At 56.2% G+C, this 16,624-nt stretch carries 14 protein-coding genes; 6 read left to right on the top strand and 8 right to left on the bottom strand.

What is annotated here, in order from left to right:
- Positions 1-83 precede the first annotated feature (83 nt).
- On the bottom strand, positions 84-1,283 hold the full coding sequence (gene pvrR / locus BLU75_RS15900) for a response regulator cyclic di-GMP phosphodiesterase PvrR (RefSeq protein WP_084376907.1): 1,200 nt from the start codon (positions 1,281-1,283) through the stop codon (positions 84-86).
- Positions 1,280-4,063: an ATP-binding protein gene (locus BLU75_RS15895; RefSeq protein WP_111769975.1), complete on the bottom strand. Its 2,784-nt coding sequence runs from the start codon at positions 4,061-4,063 to the stop codon at positions 1,280-1,282. Before BLU75_RS15895 ends, pvrR begins: the two co-directional genes overlap by 4 nt.
- Before the next feature lie 287 nt (positions 4,064-4,350).
- On the opposite strand from BLU75_RS15895, the gene BLU75_RS15890 reads away from it, so the two are divergent.
- The 4 genes from BLU75_RS15890 (at position 4,351) to BLU75_RS15875 (ending at position 9,337) form a co-directional block, all read left to right on the top strand.
- Positions 4,351-4,875, top strand: coding sequence for a fimbrial protein (locus tag BLU75_RS15890; RefSeq protein WP_084376905.1), 525 nt, complete (start codon positions 4,351-4,353; stop codon positions 4,873-4,875).
- A gap of 48 nt (positions 4,876-4,923) precedes the next feature.
- On the top strand, positions 4,924-5,667 hold the full coding sequence (locus BLU75_RS15885; RefSeq protein WP_084376903.1) for a fimbrial biogenesis chaperone: 744 nt from the start codon (positions 4,924-4,926) through the stop codon (positions 5,665-5,667).
- Between the two features lie 115 nt (positions 5,668-5,782).
- The gene (locus BLU75_RS15880) at positions 5,783-8,344 is read left to right on the top strand and encodes a fimbria/pilus outer membrane usher protein (RefSeq protein WP_084376902.1); all 2,562 of its coding nucleotides are present in this window, start codon (positions 5,783-5,785) and stop codon (positions 8,342-8,344) included.
- Between the two features lie 51 nt (positions 8,345-8,395).
- A complete protein-coding gene (locus tag BLU75_RS15875; protein WP_084376900.1) occupies positions 8,396-9,337 on the top strand; it encodes a fimbrial protein in 942 nt (313 codons plus the stop codon).
- Positions 9,338-9,394: 57 nt separating this feature from the next.
- Here the strand turns inward: BLU75_RS15875 and BLU75_RS15870 are convergent, their stop codons facing one another.
- Complete coding sequence (locus BLU75_RS15870; protein ID WP_231982569.1) at positions 9,395-9,751, bottom strand: hypothetical protein; 357 nt, start codon at positions 9,749-9,751, stop codon at positions 9,395-9,397.
- 94 nt (positions 9,752-9,845) lie between these two features.
- Complete coding sequence (locus BLU75_RS15865; protein ID WP_084376898.1) at positions 9,846-10,232, bottom strand: VOC family protein; 387 nt, start codon at positions 10,230-10,232, stop codon at positions 9,846-9,848.
- 152 nt (positions 10,233-10,384) lie between these two features.
- On the opposite strand from BLU75_RS15865, the gene BLU75_RS15860 reads away from it, so the two are divergent.
- Entirely contained in the window at positions 10,385-11,287 is a 903-nt protein-coding gene (locus BLU75_RS15860; protein WP_084376897.1) for a LysR family transcriptional regulator, read from the top strand.
- Positions 11,288-11,323: 36 nt separating this feature from the next.
- On the opposite strand, the gene BLU75_RS15855 is transcribed toward BLU75_RS15860, so the two are convergent.
- From BLU75_RS15855 to BLU75_RS15840, 4 genes are all read right to left on the bottom strand, one after another.
- On the bottom strand, positions 11,324-12,286 hold the full coding sequence (locus tag BLU75_RS15855; protein ID WP_084376895.1) for a LysR family transcriptional regulator: 963 nt from the start codon (positions 12,284-12,286) through the stop codon (positions 11,324-11,326).
- A gap of 137 nt (positions 12,287-12,423) precedes the next feature.
- Complete coding sequence (locus BLU75_RS15850) at positions 12,424-13,611, bottom strand: cyanate transporter (RefSeq protein ID WP_084376893.1); 1,188 nt, start codon at positions 13,609-13,611, stop codon at positions 12,424-12,426.
- A gap of 389 nt (positions 13,612-14,000) precedes the next feature.
- Positions 14,001-14,615: an NAD(P)-dependent oxidoreductase gene (locus tag BLU75_RS15845; protein WP_084376892.1), complete on the bottom strand. Its 615-nt coding sequence runs from the start codon at positions 14,613-14,615 to the stop codon at positions 14,001-14,003.
- Positions 14,616-14,648: 33 nt separating this feature from the next.
- The gene (locus BLU75_RS15840; RefSeq protein ID WP_090221505.1) at positions 14,649-15,515 is read right to left on the bottom strand and encodes an MBL fold metallo-hydrolase; all 867 of its coding nucleotides are present in this window, start codon (positions 15,513-15,515) and stop codon (positions 14,649-14,651) included.
- A gap of 114 nt (positions 15,516-15,629) precedes the next feature.
- Here BLU75_RS15840 and BLU75_RS15835 point away from each other — a divergent pair, with 114 nt between their 5' ends.
- Complete coding sequence (locus BLU75_RS15835; protein ID WP_084376889.1) at positions 15,630-16,544, top strand: LysR family transcriptional regulator; 915 nt, start codon at positions 15,630-15,632, stop codon at positions 16,542-16,544.
- The last annotated feature ends 80 nt before the right edge of the window (positions 16,545-16,624 follow it).

Here is a 16,624-nt window from a genome sequence, read left to right as displayed (position 1 = left end):
GCTCGGGTCGGGTGATGAGGCTGTATTTCAGCACGATTGAGGGCTTGTTCGGAGCTTCCCTAGAACACATTGTGTGCTTTGAACTATCCTCGTGATGGCTTAGAGCTATCCTCGAGCAAAAGAGTTTCAAAATCAGTGGAAGACACGGCGCCACAAATAAGAAAACCTTGTGCCTGATCACACTCAATGCGCCGCAGAAGTTCGAGTTCTGCCTGTGTTTCTACGCCTTCTGCGACGATAGTCAATCCCAGCTTTCGCCCCAGTTCTACCAAGCTGCGCAACGCAGATGCCAGGTGGTCATTTTCAACACAGCCGTGTACCAGAGAACGGTCGATCTTCAGCTCACTGAAGGGGGTGGATACCAGATTGAAGTAGGAGCTAAATCCCTTACCGAAGTCGTCCTGAGCCAGGCCAAACCCCATCATTCGTAAACGACAAGCGCCTGCATAGTAATTACTGAGTTTTTTTGTGGTTGAACTCTCCATCAGCTCAAAGACAATACTGCGTGGTTCTCCGCCATTGATTACCACGTAGTCACGCAAACGGTCAGGCAGATCGGAGCCGTCCAGAAAGTGTGTCGGCAAGTTGATTGACACGGGGATATCCCAGCCTTTCTGGCGCCATTGTTTTTGGGCTTGCAGGCTTTGCTCGAGCATTAACCACAGCAGACGCTCTTCCAGCCCCTGGTTTATCAACAACGGTAGGAAGTCTTTGGGTAATAACAGTCCGACCTCTGGAGACACCCAGCGAGCCAAGGCCTCAGCGCTGAGAATAGTGCCGTTAAAAAGGGACTTTTTGGGCTGAAACCACGCTTGGATCTGACCATTTTCCATGGCCTGTGCAATGCATTGCGGATCGACTTCTATCGCCAGCCCCGGATCGATGTCACCAGCGCCCAGACGAAAAATCACCATTCGCTCTTTCAAACGTTTGATGTCATTGGACTCGACTGGCTTGGAAATCAAATCGACTACTGAAATACCCAGGTTTTTCGCTGCGAGCCCTGCGCTGACCAACATTCTGCGTGAAGATGAACTCATCAGGGCCAGCGCCGGCGGTTTTTTCAAGGTTGCCATTTTCTGGATTAACTGCACTCCGTCCATGACGGGCATCTTTAAGTCGCTGAATAACAGGTCATAGTTATTACGCACCAGGCACTTCAGGGCCTCATCGCCATCCCATACGGTGTCAACTTCGAAGCCGCCCACCTCACTAAAGATATTCAACAAATATTCATGTTGAAAAGGATGATCTTCAACGACTAATACACGATAGGGTTTCACTGGACCGTCCTTTCGAAGTGTCGAAGGCAGTTGTATAGAGTGTGCAGCGTAAAAGGTTTGATCAAACAGTTGTTCATTCCGGCGTTCAGGCAGCGCTCACTTTCATCGCGCATGGCATTGGCCGTTGCGCCAATAATGGGCGTTGTCACCTTCATGCCCCGCAACTGAGTCGCCAGTTCATATCCATTCATGTTGGGCATGTTGACGTCGGTCAGTACCAAGTCGAACTTGGCCGCTTGCCAAAGCCCCAAGGCTTCCAGCCCATCGCTGGCCAATGTGACTGAGCAGCCCAGTTCTATAAGCTGGTCCCGCAAAATCAGCTGATTTATTACGTTATCTTCTGCCACCAGAATACGTAGATTGAGTTTGAACTCTGACGTGTCTGCTACGGCCGCAAACTGAGAGTCTGTCCTCGTTCCCTGGGCCATGTGCAAGCTCCGATGCACATCTTGCAAACTGTTGAGGTCAGCCTGCCAGAAAGCATTTTCAGTGCTGAGCGGTACGGTCATGTCGCCGGTTGCTACCACCCGCGCTCCTGTCCACCCCGGTGCCAGTAAATGCTGGGCGCTGCCGGGGTGCAGCTCAAGTAACACTGCGTCATCGTGAGCATCGCCCGGCCTGGGAACTCCCATGTAAGCGCGTGCGCCCCAGCGGCGTAACCAGGCGCAATAGCATTCAGCGAGTTCTCGTAGTTGAGACACCACATAAACAACATTGGGAGACAGTTCACCAAAGGTCCCAAGCCGCTCTGGCTCGGTGACCTGTACCAATGGCAAATGCAGCGTAAAACTGCTCCCCAGACCTGGCTCGCTAACCAGTCGCATAGTTCCATTCATCAAGTGCATGAGTCGCTTGCAAATGGATAGGCCCAAGCCTGTTCCCGCGACGACATTTGTTGTTGATTCGACCTGATAAAAAGGTTCGAACAGGTGAGCCTGGGCTTCGCGCGGGATGCCTTTACCGGTGTCTGAAACCTGCCAGTGCAACATGACGCGCTCATCATCACGGCTGTCCATTTTCAGACGCAGCACAATCTTTCCGTTGTCGGTGAATTTCAGTGCGTTATTGAGCAGGTTGTTCAGTATTTGACGAATGCGGGTGACATCACCGCTGAGCCACTCGGGCACCGTTGAATCAATTAATGAAAATAACTGCAGGCCCTTGGCATGCGCTGCACCGCAATACCCTTGAACGACCTCTTCAATCAGCTCTAAAGGGCTGAATGTATTGAGTTCCAGTTGCAGTTGACCGGCCTCGATACGTGACACATCCAAGACGTCGCAAATCAGCTGCAATAAGTTGCCGGAAGAGCGCTCAATCGCTTTCAAGTAATTGCTTTGTTGATCGTTGAGGCTGGTACGCGCCAGTAATTCAAGCGTGCCTAGCACGCCATATAAAGGTGTTCTGATTTCATGGCTCATGGTCGCGAGGAAGAGTGTTTTGGCTTCATTGGCCCGATCAGCCAACTGGCGAGCCTGTTCCAGGGTCACCTCAATGTGTTTGCGGGCGCTGATGTCGCTGAAGGCGCAAATCAGTACATCCTCACTTTTGTAGCGCGTGGGAGCGAAAGTGAGGTGCAGAAGCCGCCCATCTTCCATTTCTATTTCATCGTTGTTGCATAGGTCTCGTTCATCGAACGCACGATAAATCCAGTCATGACATAACTTGTCGCGCTCGCTATTGTTCCCTAGCCATTGTTTCGATAGTGGGTTCTCCAGCACCACGACGCCGTCTGTGCGGCGTATTACACACAAGGCGACGGGTGCAATTTGCAGCGTGGCACGACTGAATGCTTCACTTTCCACTAGGGCTTGAATGCGGTTTTCGCCTGGCGTGATCAGGCGTCGGTCAATGCGCACTATCAGAAAATGCAGGCCGATACTGACCGCGATGCACAGCAGTGCACAGCCCAGTAATGGCCAGCCCAATACGGGAAGCAGGGAGCGAATGTCCACGACATAGACAATTTGCCAGCCTGAATACCCCAATTGTTTTCTGATCGCCAATCGATCGGGAAACCAGCCTGATCCGATAAAGCCGAATGAACTTTGTGTGTTGAAAGCGTGCAGTGAATCGAGCACGGGAGAGTGTGCCGCATTCGTGAAAATGATCTGTCCTTGACCGTCAAGCAAGATAAAGTCGCCAGCGCTATCACTGCGCAGTGCCTCGACCAGATCCGGCACTTCGACTTCAATTCCCAACCAGCCAGAAGACGCCTGGCGATTATCCAGACGCTCGAACAAGTAGAACGGTGAATCGATAACACGGTTATCGGTCAGCCACACTTCATCGACCGAACTCTGTACCGGACTGCCCATTTCAGTCAACCGTTGCAACACCACTTTGGGCACGGGCTGCGAAGGGGGTGAAACATCAAACAAACGTGTTACTTCGGGGGCTGCCGCGTGAGGGACATACAGCAAGTTGACTTTGTTTTCACGCAGATAGCCCATTATTCGTCGGGTCAGCCACAGGCTCCAATGAGCCTCTTTATTACCCAAGTTGATATTCATCTCTTCGTCTGGATTCACGCTGGCTAAGGGCTCAGCCCCATGTTTGTCCGGCACCGTCGCCAGCACTAGACTTTTGAGCAGGGTCTGGCGACTGACGAAAAAATCCTGAGCATTGAACACGGCTTCGTTCATATGGCTGCGGCGAAGAGAAACCTCTTCGTTAAATACCGAGCGCAAATAAATATACGAGCCTGAGACGACCGCGATAATCAAGCCAATGGCAAATAAGTGGAGAAGTTTTCGTGCGGCTAGAGGCGTCGATTTCATGCGACAAGCCTGAGGCTTGGGCATGCAAAAAATAATAAGACAATTCCTGAAGCGCTAGCGCTGCGGGTACAGGCTGGAGCGGAGCGGGATTCTGTACCCGGGTTCTTCAGTGTGAACTGCATCGATCAGGTGGGCGCATACATAGGCATAGATGGGTCATTCAAAACAGGAATCTTCTTATTCAAAGAGGTAAATGAAGCACCTAAGATTCGTCACCTCAGAGGCCTTAGTACTGGTATTACGCTTGCAATCGGTCGTTCTGATAATTAAATCATGGGAAATAATTAATGAAAAAAGTTCTGATCGCACTCGCCGCCAGCGCAGCTGTTGCTACTTCCTTCAATGCTTCAGCAGCAGACGGCACCATAAACTTCACAGGTGAAGTGAGCAGCCAGACCTGTGCCATCGAAGGTAATACAACCGATGCTACTACCAAAACCGTGACGCTGCCGCGAGTTGCTGCTTCGTCGCTGGCTACTGTAGGTCAGACTGCTGGCCGAACAGGGTTCACGTTGGCACTTACGGGATGCACCGGCTCTAGTGCATTGGTTCGCTTTGAACAAGGCCCTACGGTCGATGCGGCCACTGGCAATCTGATCAACCAGACCACGAGTGGTTCCAATGCTCAGATCCAGTTGCTCAACGCGAGTTTTGCTCCGATCAACTTGCAGACCAACGACGGATCTTTGTCGAGCGCCATTACCACTAAAGCGGCAACCCTTCAGTTCTACGCTCAGTACATCGCTGCGAACGCCGCGGCTACAGCAGGGCAAGTGACGTCCAACGTACAGTTCTCGATGGACTACAACTGATCTTCAACGTTCGCAGCTCGGCTGCGAGCGTTTTTTCGGGACAATATTATGAAAACCTCCCTTCTTTGTCGCGCGGTATGGGCGCTTGGTGGTGTGCTGCTGCTCGCGTATGTGACCCCGGTCGCGGCTAATGTGGTGATTTCAGGCACTCGAGTGGTCTATCCCGCCAATGAGCGCGAGGTCACCATCAAGCTGGACAACGTCGGCAATGAGCCCGCCCTGATACAGGCGTGGGTAGATAGTGGCGATCCTGATTCGCGAGCAGATCAGGCAGATGCTCCTTTTCTGCTGATGCCTCCGGTGGTGCGCATTTCGCCTCAGCGTTCGCAAACCCTGCGCATGACCTACACCCATGACCCTCTGCCGCAGGACGTCGAATCAGTGTTCTGGTTAAACGTACTGGACGTTCCGCCGCTGCCGAAAAGTACCGATAGCAACTTCATGCAGGTGGCCTATCGATCACGTGTCAAAGTGTTTTACCGACCTGAAGGCTTGAAGGGTTATGCCGAAGATACCCCTGCAGCAGTTATCTGGACGCTGGTTGCGAACGGAAAAGGCTTTGCATTACGTGGCACTAACCCAACGGAGTTCAGCGCCTCGTACAACAAAACCGAGCTTGTGGTAGAGGGCAAAACCTACAGCAGCAAAGGCGGAATGATTCCAGCGCGAGGCGTTTCCGAATTCCCGCTGGAAAACCTGCAAAGTCGCCCGCAGGGCAGCACCAGCGTTCGTTACGAATGGCTCAACGATTATGGTGCGGCCAAGTTGGCTGAGACCAAGCTGGCCAATTAATGCTGCGCAGTTGTCCCCTTCATTCCCGTCGCACTTGCCCATAGAAAAGCCAACCTATCTGGCAGGACTTTGATTGCTTGCTGTCATGTAGCAGGCCTACTCAGGACGCCTACTGATGTTTGAATTCGACCGTCTGCGTGTCCGGACCAAGGCACGGCATCTTCGTGTCTGTGCTTTGCTTCTGACTGTGTTCACTCCCTGTGCGGTATTGGCAGATGACGCCGAACAAGTCGACTTCAACCCCGGCTTCATGACCGATAGCCAAGGGCGCTTGATGGACGTTTCGGCCTTCAAAAACGGCAACCCGTTGACTCCGGGCACCTACCGTACTGACATTTACCTCAACGGTGACTGGCAAGGCCGTGGACCGTTGATCATCACCAAAGAGCGAGTTGGCGCGCCTGCGTATTTCTGTTTCAAGCTCGATGATCTCAAGCGCTGGGGCCTAAACCTCGAATCGTTGCCCAATCAGGACAAGCTGGCTTCACTGCTGAGCGATACCGATTGCGTCGAACTCTCACGCCTGGCCCCGGATATCGATGTAGACGTGGATATGAGCGAGTTGCGCGCGGATTTAACTATCTCCCAGGCCTACTTGAAGCGGGTTTCACGTGGCTATGTTGACCCTAAAAACTGGGACAGCGGTGTGACCGCAGGCTTTGTGAATTACAACTCGAATTTATATCAGAGTGAGGCTCAGGGTGTCGCCAGCACTCAGTCCTACCTGGGACTGAACACGGGCATCAACCTGGGCGATTGGCGCTTGCGTCATAACGGTTCCTACAGCTACAACCGCTCGGCTCACGCCACTTCGCAAAGTGGCTACCAGTCGACCAGCAGCTATGTACAGCGTGATCTCACCGGGTTGAAATCGCAGTTGACCCTGGGTCAGTACTACACCCCTGGAGAAGTGTTCGACAGCGTGCCGTTCAAGGGTGTACAGGTCAGCAGCGATGACCGCATGCTGCCTGACTCCATGCGCGGTTTTGCCCCACCTGTTCGTGGCGTGGCGGACACTAATGCCAAGGTTACCATTCGCCAGGGCGACAACATTCTTTACGAAACCACAGTCGCGCCCGGCCCCTTCGTCATTGATGACCTGTACAGCACTGGTTACTCGGGCGACTTGTCGGTGACCATCACTGAGGCTGACGGGCGTACTCGCTCATTCGTAGTGCCGTTCTCCTCTGTGGCGCAATTATTGCGTCCAGGCACTTCGCGTTTCAGCGTGACCGCCGGCAAGTACCGTGACGAGTACCTGAGCCAAACACCCAGTTTCATTCAGGGTACCTACCAACGCGGGATCTCAGACAAATGGAGCGCCTACACCGGCAGCATCATCGCCGAACGTTACCTGGCGGTGCAGGCAGGTGTGGCCTGGAGTACACCGTGGGGCGCGATGGCTTTGGACGTGACGGAGTCCAAAGCCAATGACCTGGCGCATACCCACGAAGACATCGACAGCACCATGCGTGGTCGCAGCTATCGGTTGACCTATAGCAAGCTGCTGGACGCTACCCAGACAAACTTCACCGTGGCCGCCTATCGCTTTTCCAGTGAGGGTTATCTGAATTTCAGCGATTACGCCCAACTGCAAAGTCGCGACAGCACCCCACTGTATCGTCAGCGCAGCCGGGTTCAGTTCAACGTCAATCAACCTCTGGGTGACAGCCGCGGCAGCGTCTACTTCACTGGCTCTGCCCAGAACTACTGGAATACCGAGCAGCGCAGCAACGTGACCTATCAGGCTGGCTACAGTAATGGCTACAGTTGGGGCTCATTCAATCTCAGTGCCAGCCGCACTCGTGACTACCAAGGCGCATTTGAGACCCAATACATGGTCGGCCTCAATATTCCCTTCGGTCGTACCCGCTCCAACTACGTCAGCACCAATGTGCGTTACACCGACAACGGCAACAGTAATACCCAGGTCAACCTGGGCGGTAGTGCAGGCAAGTACAACGAGTTGAACTACAACCTGTACGGTTCAGCCGACAAGAACTCGGCCACCTCCACCACCAGTGCAGGTTCTTCAGTGCAGTACCGCACGCAAGCAGCCTTGCTCAGTGCTGGCGCCAATACTGGCAAAGACTACAAGCAGGCCAACGCCGGTATCAGCGGCAGCCTGGTGGCCCATGCTGGTGGCGTTACGTTTAGTTCGGAACAGGGCGAAACCATGGCGCTGGTTGAAGCCAAGGGAGCTAACGGCGCGCGCGTAGGCAATACCTCAAGTGCCGTGGTCGACAATAACGGCTATGCACTTGTCCCAGGATTGATGCCTTATCGCCAGAACGACATTTCCATCGACCCAAAGAACACGCCTGACTCGGTTGAGCTTGAAACAACCTCACAATTGATTGCGCCTCGGTACGGAGCAATTGCCCTGGTTCAATACCCGACGATTTCCGGTACGCCAGTCTTGCTGCACGTCACCCGTGACGATGGTAAAAGCCTGCCCATGGGCGCACAGGTCGAAGACACTGAAGGCAACTACCTGACCATGGTCGGTCAGGGTGGACGGTTGTTTATGCGAACTAATCAGAATCGGGGCGAACTGGTGATTCGCTGGGGCAGCAAAAAGCGTCAGAGCTGCCGTGCGCAGTACACCCTACCGGTAACGGCCGACTCTCTGCAAAGCGGATACACCCTAATGGACAGCACCTGTGCAGTGCGCTGACCCCACAGTTATCAACCGCTAGAGTTCTGTCCGAATTAAGAGAGATTATCTATGAAACCTTTCACACTAAAACCTGCCTTGTGGAACTCTGCCATCGCAGGTGTATTGCTGGCCTTGTGTTCCACCTCGTCATGGGCCATATGCACGGTCAAAGGGCCGGTTTTTTTAAATGTCGCAGTGCCGACCTCTCTGCACGTCCCCAAAAACACACCCAACGGTACAGAACTTTACCGATCAACACCGGCTGCCGTTATCTCAAGCACAAACTCATTTACATGCCAGGCTGGGGATCATTGGGGTTATCTGAACAGCCGAGGTGAGACGATGCTCAATGACCCCAGCCCAATCGGCAGCACCGGCTTGGGCTGGCGCTGGGTGTACAACGGGAGATTTCTGGGGGCTTACCCTAGTAGCGACACGCTAGCGCCGAACTATGCTTACACACTCATAAACACCACCTACGCGATTGCTCTTTACAAGATCGGTGAAATTACACCTGGCTCAATCCCAGCGGGGGAGGTGGGGACCCACGCGGTAACCGGCGGGACGATTGCCACCATGACCCTGTCCAACGCCATTGCGCTTACCGAAGTCAGTTGCCAGACACCTTCGGTCAACGTCGATTTAGGCAAACAACGCAGCAGTCAATTTGGAGGCGTCGGCACAACCATCGGTAAAAAAGCCTTCAATATAAATCTCACTAATTGCCCGCTTGGTCTGGGTGGTATCAGCTATCGGTTAGATCCAGTCAACACTGCTTTTGACGCCCAAACCGGGGTTCTTGCATTGGACGAAGGAGGGGCTACAGGCGTCGGCATTCAGATCACCGACGACAGCGATAAAGCCGTAAGCCTGGGTGAGACTCATCAGTTTCGCCGCGGCACATCTTTAAACCACGTCATTCCTCTGAAGGCCGCCTATTACAAGACTGCCAACACGGTGACGGGCGGCAAAGCCAATGCGTCGATGCAATTCACCATTACTTATCAATGAATTGAAAGTCTAGTCACGTTTTGAAGTGCCTCCTGATGTCTATGATTGGTGGCGAGGCTACCGATGACAGGGCGGCATAAGTAGCCAGTGTGTTCGTCCACTGTTGAGCATGTCTGACGTTTTCCAGCCGGCACGATGAGCCTCAATGTAATCGACTGACTCGTCCGGGAACGTGATGGATTTATTTTTGCGTTGGTGCTCAGCTACCACCTGCGCCGCGCGTTCTTCGTCCCGAGCCTGTAAGGTGTCAATACCATCGCGCAGTAAGCGGTGTTTATCGCTGCTGTTTTGTCGAGGGGTGTAGGGCTTTTTGTTGTGCGCGCGTTCAATATCAGCAATGCTGCCAACAGCACCCGTCACTCGTGCAGTCGATAGGGTTTGAGAAAACGATCGAACAGAAAGAACGGCACCCATGCTATGACCCGTTGGGTGATTTCGGGCATGCGCGTCTCCGGTCAGTTCTTGATGATCCGGGCCCGCGGCGATAGACCGTGTGCGGGGCTGAGGGTCAAACCGCCGTACACAGCTCCACCAGTGTCCCATCCGGGCAGCGCACATACGACACCCTCTGGCCCCAGGGTTTTGAAAGCGGTGCTGACAGTTCGGTCGCACCAGCGGCCAGCGCTTTGGCGTGGGCGGCCGACACATCTTCAGTGACAAACCCCAGCTCCATGCCCAGCGGCTGTGTTGAGGTGTGGGCTTCTACATGGCCGCCCCTGAAGTTCATTTCGCCTAATTCGTGAGCTGCGAAAGAGAGGGTGGTGTCCCCGGTATCCAGTTCGCCGTACGTCCCTGATTCATGCAGGAAGCGACGAGTGAAACCAAAGGCCTTTTCGAAGAATTCCAGGGAAGCGGCGACGTTTGGCACGTAGACGATGGTGTAGGCGAATTTCATGGCGCAGCGATCCTTGCTTGATGTGGACCTCCATTAGAGTGAAGCGCACCACGCTCGTCAACCGATCACAAGAGGCTCGAACGCGCTGCGCATAGACGCCGCCCCCCGGGGTTTCTAAACTGCCGTCTGTCCTGGGCAGTAAGGCGCTCGCCATGAATCGCAATGAACTACGCAAGACCGATATCAACCTGATGGTCGTCTTTGAAACGCTGATGCTTGAGCGCAATGTGACACGCGTGGCGGAGAAGTTGTTCCTCGGCCAACCGACCATCAGTTCTGCCCTCAATCGACTGCGCACGCTGTTCAATGGCCCGCTGTTTATCCGTGTCGGCCACCGTATGGAGCCCACGGCACGGGCCGAAGAGATTATCCGCCACCTGTCGCCGGCGCTGGACTCACTGTCGGTGGCCTTGAGCATGACTCATGACTTCGACCCTTCCGTCAGCACCATGACCTTTCGCATCGGCCTGTCCGATGACGTCGAATTCGGCCTGCTACCGCCGCTGTTGCGTGCCGTGCGCATCGAAGCACCGCAAGTGGTGTTTGTGGTGCAGCATGTCAATTATTGGCGCATTCCCGACTTGCTGGCGTCCGGTGATATCACCGTCGGTATCACCCAGACGCGCGGCCTGCCGGCCAATGCCAAGCGCAAGTTGCTGCGTCATATCCGCCCCAGCGTGTTGCGCGCCGATGCCTCGGACACGCCGCTGACCCTCGATGAATACTGCGCGCGTCCCCATGTGCTGGTGTCCCACACGGCGAACGTCGCAGGCTTCGCCGATGAGTGGCTGGCCGAGATCGGACGCAAGCGGCATGTGGTGTTGTCGGTACCGCAATACAGTTCTTTACCGGCCTTGCTGGCGGGCACGGATATGATTGCCAGTTTGCCGGACTACACCGCTGAAGCCATGGCCGCGGCGGGCAGTGTGTTTTGTGAACCTTTCCCGTTCGAAACGCCCAGCCTGGATTTATCCATGGTCTGGCTCAGTCACGTGGACAGCGATCCCGCGGAGCGCTGGATGCGCTCGCGACTGGAAGCGTTTATGGGGAGGTGAGAGCGGCAAGTTGGTTCTGCGCCTTTCTCGCAGCGTTTAGCTGGAAGCTTGAAGCTCGCGGCTTGCCGCTTGCAGCACCCCCCCACAGACCTTCGTCACCTGTTCGCGGAACCAGGCATTGGCGCTGTCCTGTTCGTTGGTTTCATTCCATTGCATATCCAGGGTGAACCCCGGCAGGCCATTGGGCGCTTCGCAGTGGCCGAACACCGGCTCCAGCGCCAGCAGCGCCTGCACCCGGCGGGGCAGGGTGACGATGAAGTCGGTGCCGGTGATCATTTTCAGTGCGGCGCTGTAGCTGTTGGCTCGGGCAATCACCTGGCGCTTCTGGGATTGGCGAGCCAGCCAACCGTCGATCATGTTGGTGCTGGAGGTCCAGGGCGTAGGGAACACATGGCGCCGGGCGACAAAGGATTTCAGACTGAACGCGGGCTCCCGTGGCGCGGCGCGCTTGTCGAAGACGCAGACCAGGTCGTCCTCCAGTAGCATCTGGGTCTTGAAGTCTTTATGTGCGCGATGAAAGTTCGGGCCGAAGCAAATCACCAGGTCCAGACGTCCTTCGCGCAGCGCTTCGGCGGGGATGTCGCTTTCCAGTTTTTGCACATTGACGATCACCGGCAGGTTGGCGTGATCGAAATTCCTCAACAGCCTGGGCAGGATCAGTTGCTCGAAATACTCGGGGGCGCAGATGTTGAACGTCACCGCTTTCTGGGTGGGGTCGAACGCGGCGGCGCCAGAGTGGCAGAGATTGATGCTTTCGAGGATTTTCTGCACGTGACCATACATGGCACTGGCCTTGTAGGTCGGGCGCATGCCGGCACGCGTGTTGATAAACAGCTCATCCTCGAAGCTGGTACGCAGTTTCTTCAGGCTGTAACTGACAGTGGACTGGCTGACGAACAGGGTTTCAGACACATCGGTGACGCTGCTTTGCTCATACACAGCGATAAACACCATCAGGTCCTGCATATCGAGCTTTCTAAGCAAGTTGCTGTTTAACATCTGCGTCGTCCGTGAGCCTTTTGCGCAACCGCAGCGCAAACAGGACAAAATGGTACCGGAACGCTCGTGCCAATAGAAAGATCTGTAGGCTGTTTCTATGTCTGTTGTGGGACAAATACTGTTTGGAGCACGACGCGCTAGCGGATATGCCGCGCATAGTGCTGTGGATCGAAGCGCAAGACGATCACCAGCATCACCCCCATGACCGCGGTGAGTGACCACCAGGCCCATTCAAAGCTGCCCAGTTGATCGCGGATCATCCCGGCAATCAGTGGTGATACGCCAGCGATCAGGTAGCCGATGCCCTGCACGAACGCGGTCAGGCCGCCCGCGCGACGCGGGTTGTGCAAATGGTCCAGCGACAGGATCAAGCTCATGGGAAACAGCCCACCAATGCCCAGGCCCAACAGGCACGGCCACAACAGGCTGAGGTGTTGCGGAGACACAATCAGGCCACAGAAGCCGGCGATGATCAGTACCAGCAAGACTGCGACCACGCCCCGCTTGTCTTGCCGTCGGTTGGCAATGGCCGGAGTGATCAGCCCCGACACCACTTCCATGGCGGTCAGAAAGCCCAGCAACAGCCCGGCATTCTGTTCGCTCCAGCCTTGCTCCACGTAGTACGGCGCCAGCCAGGCCAGTACGCAGGTGTAGGACGCGGTGCCAAGGCCGAAGAAAATCGCCAGCAACCATGCCCGGCGATTGCCGAAAAACGATTCTTGCGCAGCGTCGCGGGCTTGCGGCAGGGGCGGCAACACCGAGCGTTGCGCGTACCAGAACACCAGCGCCAGGACCGCGAGCACGGCCCAGATCGCCAGACCGATGCGCCAACTGCCGGTCTGCATTTGGACGAAGGGGGAGAACGATGCCGCCAGGGCCGCACCGCCCATGATGGCGGTGACGTACAGCCCCATGAACAGTGAAACGTTGTCACTGAAACGCGATTTGATCAGCGCCGGCATCAACGCCTGGATCAATGCAATCCCGACTCCCGCCACGATGGCACTGAGGATCAGTTCGGCGGCGGAATCGAGAAACAGCCGCGACACGGTGGCTAGGCCGATGACCAGCAATGACACGACAATGCTGCGGTGTTCGCCAAACCGCTTGGCCACGCCCATGCCGAAGAACATCGCCAAGCCCATGGCCATCACGGGTAGCATGGTCAGTAACGCGGCACCGCTGAAGCTCAGTGGCACCTCGCCGCGAATCGACGACAACAACGGACCGACCGCGGCCATGGAAGGGCGCAGGTTGAGGGCCACCAACACCACGCTGAGCATCAGCCAAAGGGCGGTGGCGGGTTTTGCGTGAACGTTTTCCATGGGCGGGCCTTGAGCGGACAAGGGCATTATTAGGCCGGGCTGCAAGGGATGGAGGCAAATCAGAAAGTCGCAGGCACTATTGAAAAAATGCGTCCTTGGGCGCTGTTTCGCCCGCCATCAACATCGCCTTTTGTGACAACCACTTCTTCTGTGGCGAGGGGGCTTGTCCCAATGCCGTTCAGTTAAGCCAGTAGCGATCACTGTAGGAGCGAGCTTGCTCGCGAAAAACCTCAACGATAACGTGTGTTTTTTGGATAAACGCGGCACCTATGAGTGGTTCGCGAGCAAGCTCGCTCCTACAAAAAGCCTTAACTGAGCGGTATTGGGGCTAGCTCCATTGCCAAAGAGAGGGGGTGCAAGCCTCAACATCGCTCTGTCTGCGTTCCCGCTTAGTAACCGACGGTGAAGCGCTGGCGTGAGTGTTTCGGGGTTTCCACTTCATCGATCAGGGCGATGGCAAAGTCGGCAAAGCTGATCCAGCTCCGGCCTTCGTTGCTGACCAGCAGATCATCCTGACCCAAACGGAATGTGCCGGTGCGCTCGGTCTCGACAAACTCGGCCGAAGGCGACAGGAAGCTCCAGTCCAGGGCTTTCTCCTGACGCAGAGTGTCGAGGAACACCGCGCCAGCGCTAGCCTCAGCCTTGTATTCGGCAGGGAAGCCGGGGCTGTCGATGACCCGGCTGCCATCGGGCAGCAGCAACGAGCCTGCACCGCCCACCACCAGCAGACGTTGCACGCCGGCCTGTTTTACCGGGCCGATAACGGCGTCGGCCGGTAGCGTGGCGAAATGCGCGGCGCTGATCACCACGTCGTTGCCGCTGATGGCTGCTCGTAACGCCTGCGCGTCCAGGGCATCCGCTTGCTGGACGGTCAGGCCGGGACGCGGGGCGATGGCGCCAGTGTTGCGGGCAATGGCCGTTACGCTGTGGCCGCGACGCAAGGCTTCTTCCAGCAGTTGGCTACCGGCGCGGCCGGTGGCGCCAATGATTGCAATCTTGCTCATGACGTTCTCCAGTGCGGTAAGGGTTGGTTCAATTCACCACTTCATTTCGCCCTTGGCGACTTTGGCGCTCAGTTCCAGCGAACTTTCATCGGCCAGGGTCGGGTAGCGGTTTTTCATGGCGGCGATCAGCGCCGCGGAGTCCTTGGCCTTGGCGGTTTCTTCATCGAAGGCCTTGATGTAATCGCTGGTGAACTTCACCGATTCAGCTGTCGGCGTGCCGAGGTAATGGCCAGGGATCACGGTCTGCGGTTGCAACTGCTCGATCTGCTGCAGAGTGGCCAGCCAGTCGGCATGGGATTGCGCGCCCTGGGTGTCGGCCATCCACAGGTGAATGTTCTGCGAAACCACCACTCCGCCGACAACCGCCTTGAGCGAAGGGATCCATACCACGCTGCGGTCGGGCTGCGGGCCGTCCAGGCCGATGATCTGCAACTGCTTGCCTTCCAGCGTCAGGCTCTGGCTTTCCAGAACCTGCGGGATGATGGTCTTGGCTGGCTTGTCGGTGCCCATTTTCGGCCCCCAGTACGCCAACTTTCCGTCAACCGTGGCCTTGATATGGTCCACCACCGGTTGGCTGGCCAGGACCTTGGCCTTGGGGAACGCCTGGGTCAGTGTGTCGAGACCGAAGTAGTAGTCCGGGTCGCCATGGCTGATGTAGATGGCGGTCAGCTGTTTGCCGCTGGCGCGAATCTTTTGCACCAGTTGCTCGGCCTGGCCTTTGCCGAACTGTGCGTCGACCAGGATCGCGTTTTTCTCGCCGCTGACCAGCACCGAACTGACCGGGAAAATCGCCGTTTCACCGGGGTTGTAGACATCGAGGGTCAAGTCCGCCGCGGCGGCATGGACGGCGAAGCCCAACACGGCGGTTGCCAGTACAAAACGCTTGAAAGTGGTGAACATGTGCAGCTCCAGTTATTGAGGGGGCTTGGCGGGCCATGGAGAGAGCTTAATTGCACGGTTCACAGCAAAAAATGCCATGCTTGAACATAGTTTGTTTCTAAAATCGGGCAAATCATGGATCGTCTTCAAGCAATGCGAGTGTTCGTCAGCGTAGTCGACCTCGGCAGCCAATCGGCCGCGGCCGATCATCTGGACCTGTCGCGCCCGGTGGTTTCGCGCTACCTGGCGGAGCTGGAGAACTGGGTCGGGGCGCGTCTGATGCATCGCACCACCCGTAAGCTCAGCCTGACTGCCGCTGGCAGTGAGATCTTGCCGCGATGCCGACAGATGCTCGAGCTGTGCAGCGACATGCAGGCCGCCGTCAGCGAGCCGAACGATGCGCCGCGTGGTCTGGTGCGCCTGAGTGTCAGTACGTCCTTCGGCCAGGCGCAACTGGCGGCGGCGATGGCGGAATACGTCAAGCGCTACCCGCTCGTCAGCATTGATCTGCAAATGCTCGATCGCACGGTAAATCTGGTGGATGAACGCATCGACCTGGCGATCCGCATGAGCAACGATCTGGACCCCAACCTCATCGCGCGCAAGTTGACGGTGTGCCGCTCGGTCATCTGCGCGTCGCCGGCGTATCTGCTGGAGCATCCGCGACCCCAGCGGGTGGAAGACCTGGTCCGACATAATTGCCTGACGCATGCCTACTTTGGCAAAAGCCTATGGCATTTCGAAGAGGACGGTGAGCCGGTATCGGTACCGGTGCAAGGCAATATCAGCGCCAATGAAGCCAGCACCCTGTTACGGCTGACATTGGCCGGGGCGGGCGTCTCCATGTTGCCCACCTACCAGGCCGGCGACTACATCCGCCGTGGCGAGCTGATTCGCTTGCTACCCCACGCCGAGCCCCGGCAGATGAACATATATGCGGTGTACACCTCGCGCAAACACATGCCCCAGACGCTGCGCAGCCTGCTGGATTTCCTGGTGCTGAAGTTTCCGGCGCAGCCGCCATGGGACGAAGGATTGCAGGCTCGATAAGGCAACTGAATACCCCTCGATACTGGCATCTCGCCCTGGCTGACCTATGCTGAAGACAGCACCTTGCTGTTGTGTTCGGA

Source organism: Pseudomonas mucidolens (assembly GCF_900106045.1).
Classification (GTDB): Bacteria; Pseudomonadota; Gammaproteobacteria; order Pseudomonadales; family Pseudomonadaceae; genus Aquipseudomonas; species Aquipseudomonas mucidolens.
Note: the sequence above shows the minus strand (reverse complement) of the source record. Positions and strands in the feature narration are given on the sequence as shown.

Bases quoted from the DNA above. Each gene is read 5' to 3' on its own strand.
- BLU75_RS15895 (WP_111769975.1), bottom strand. From the start codon at position 4,063: ATGAAATCGACGCCTCTAGCCGCACGAAAACTTCTCCACTTATTTGCC.
- BLU75_RS15890 (WP_084376905.1), top strand. From the start codon at position 4,351: ATGAAAAAAGTTCTGATCGCACTCGCCGCCAGCGCAGCTGTTGCTACT.
- BLU75_RS15885 (WP_084376903.1), top strand. From the start codon at position 4,924: ATGAAAACCTCCCTTCTTTGTCGCGCGGTATGGGCGCTTGGTGGTGTG.
- BLU75_RS15880 (WP_084376902.1), top strand. From the start codon at position 5,783: ATGTTTGAATTCGACCGTCTGCGTGTCCGGACCAAGGCACGGCATCTT.
- BLU75_RS15875 (WP_084376900.1), top strand. From the start codon at position 8,396: ATGAAACCTTTCACACTAAAACCTGCCTTGTGGAACTCTGCCATCGCA.
- BLU75_RS15870 (WP_231982569.1), bottom strand. From the start codon at position 9,751: ATGGGTGCCGTTCTTTCTGTTCGATCGTTTTCTCAAACCCTATCGACT.
- BLU75_RS15865 (WP_084376898.1), bottom strand. From the start codon at position 10,232: ATGAAATTCGCCTACACCATCGTCTACGTGCCAAACGTCGCCGCTTCC.
- BLU75_RS15860 (WP_084376897.1), top strand. From the start codon at position 10,385: ATGAATCGCAATGAACTACGCAAGACCGATATCAACCTGATGGTCGTC.
- BLU75_RS15855 (WP_084376895.1), bottom strand. From the start codon at position 12,286: ATGTTAAACAGCAACTTGCTTAGAAAGCTCGATATGCAGGACCTGATG.
- BLU75_RS15850 (WP_084376893.1), bottom strand. From the start codon at position 13,611: ATGGAAAACGTTCACGCAAAACCCGCCACCGCCCTTTGGCTGATGCTC.
- BLU75_RS15845 (WP_084376892.1), bottom strand. From the start codon at position 14,615: ATGAGCAAGATTGCAATCATTGGCGCCACCGGCCGCGCCGGTAGCCAA.
- BLU75_RS15840 (WP_090221505.1), bottom strand. From the start codon at position 15,515: ATGTTCACCACTTTCAAGCGTTTTGTACTGGCAACCGCCGTGTTGGGC.
- BLU75_RS15835 (WP_084376889.1), top strand. From the start codon at position 15,630: ATGGATCGTCTTCAAGCAATGCGAGTGTTCGTCAGCGTAGTCGACCTC.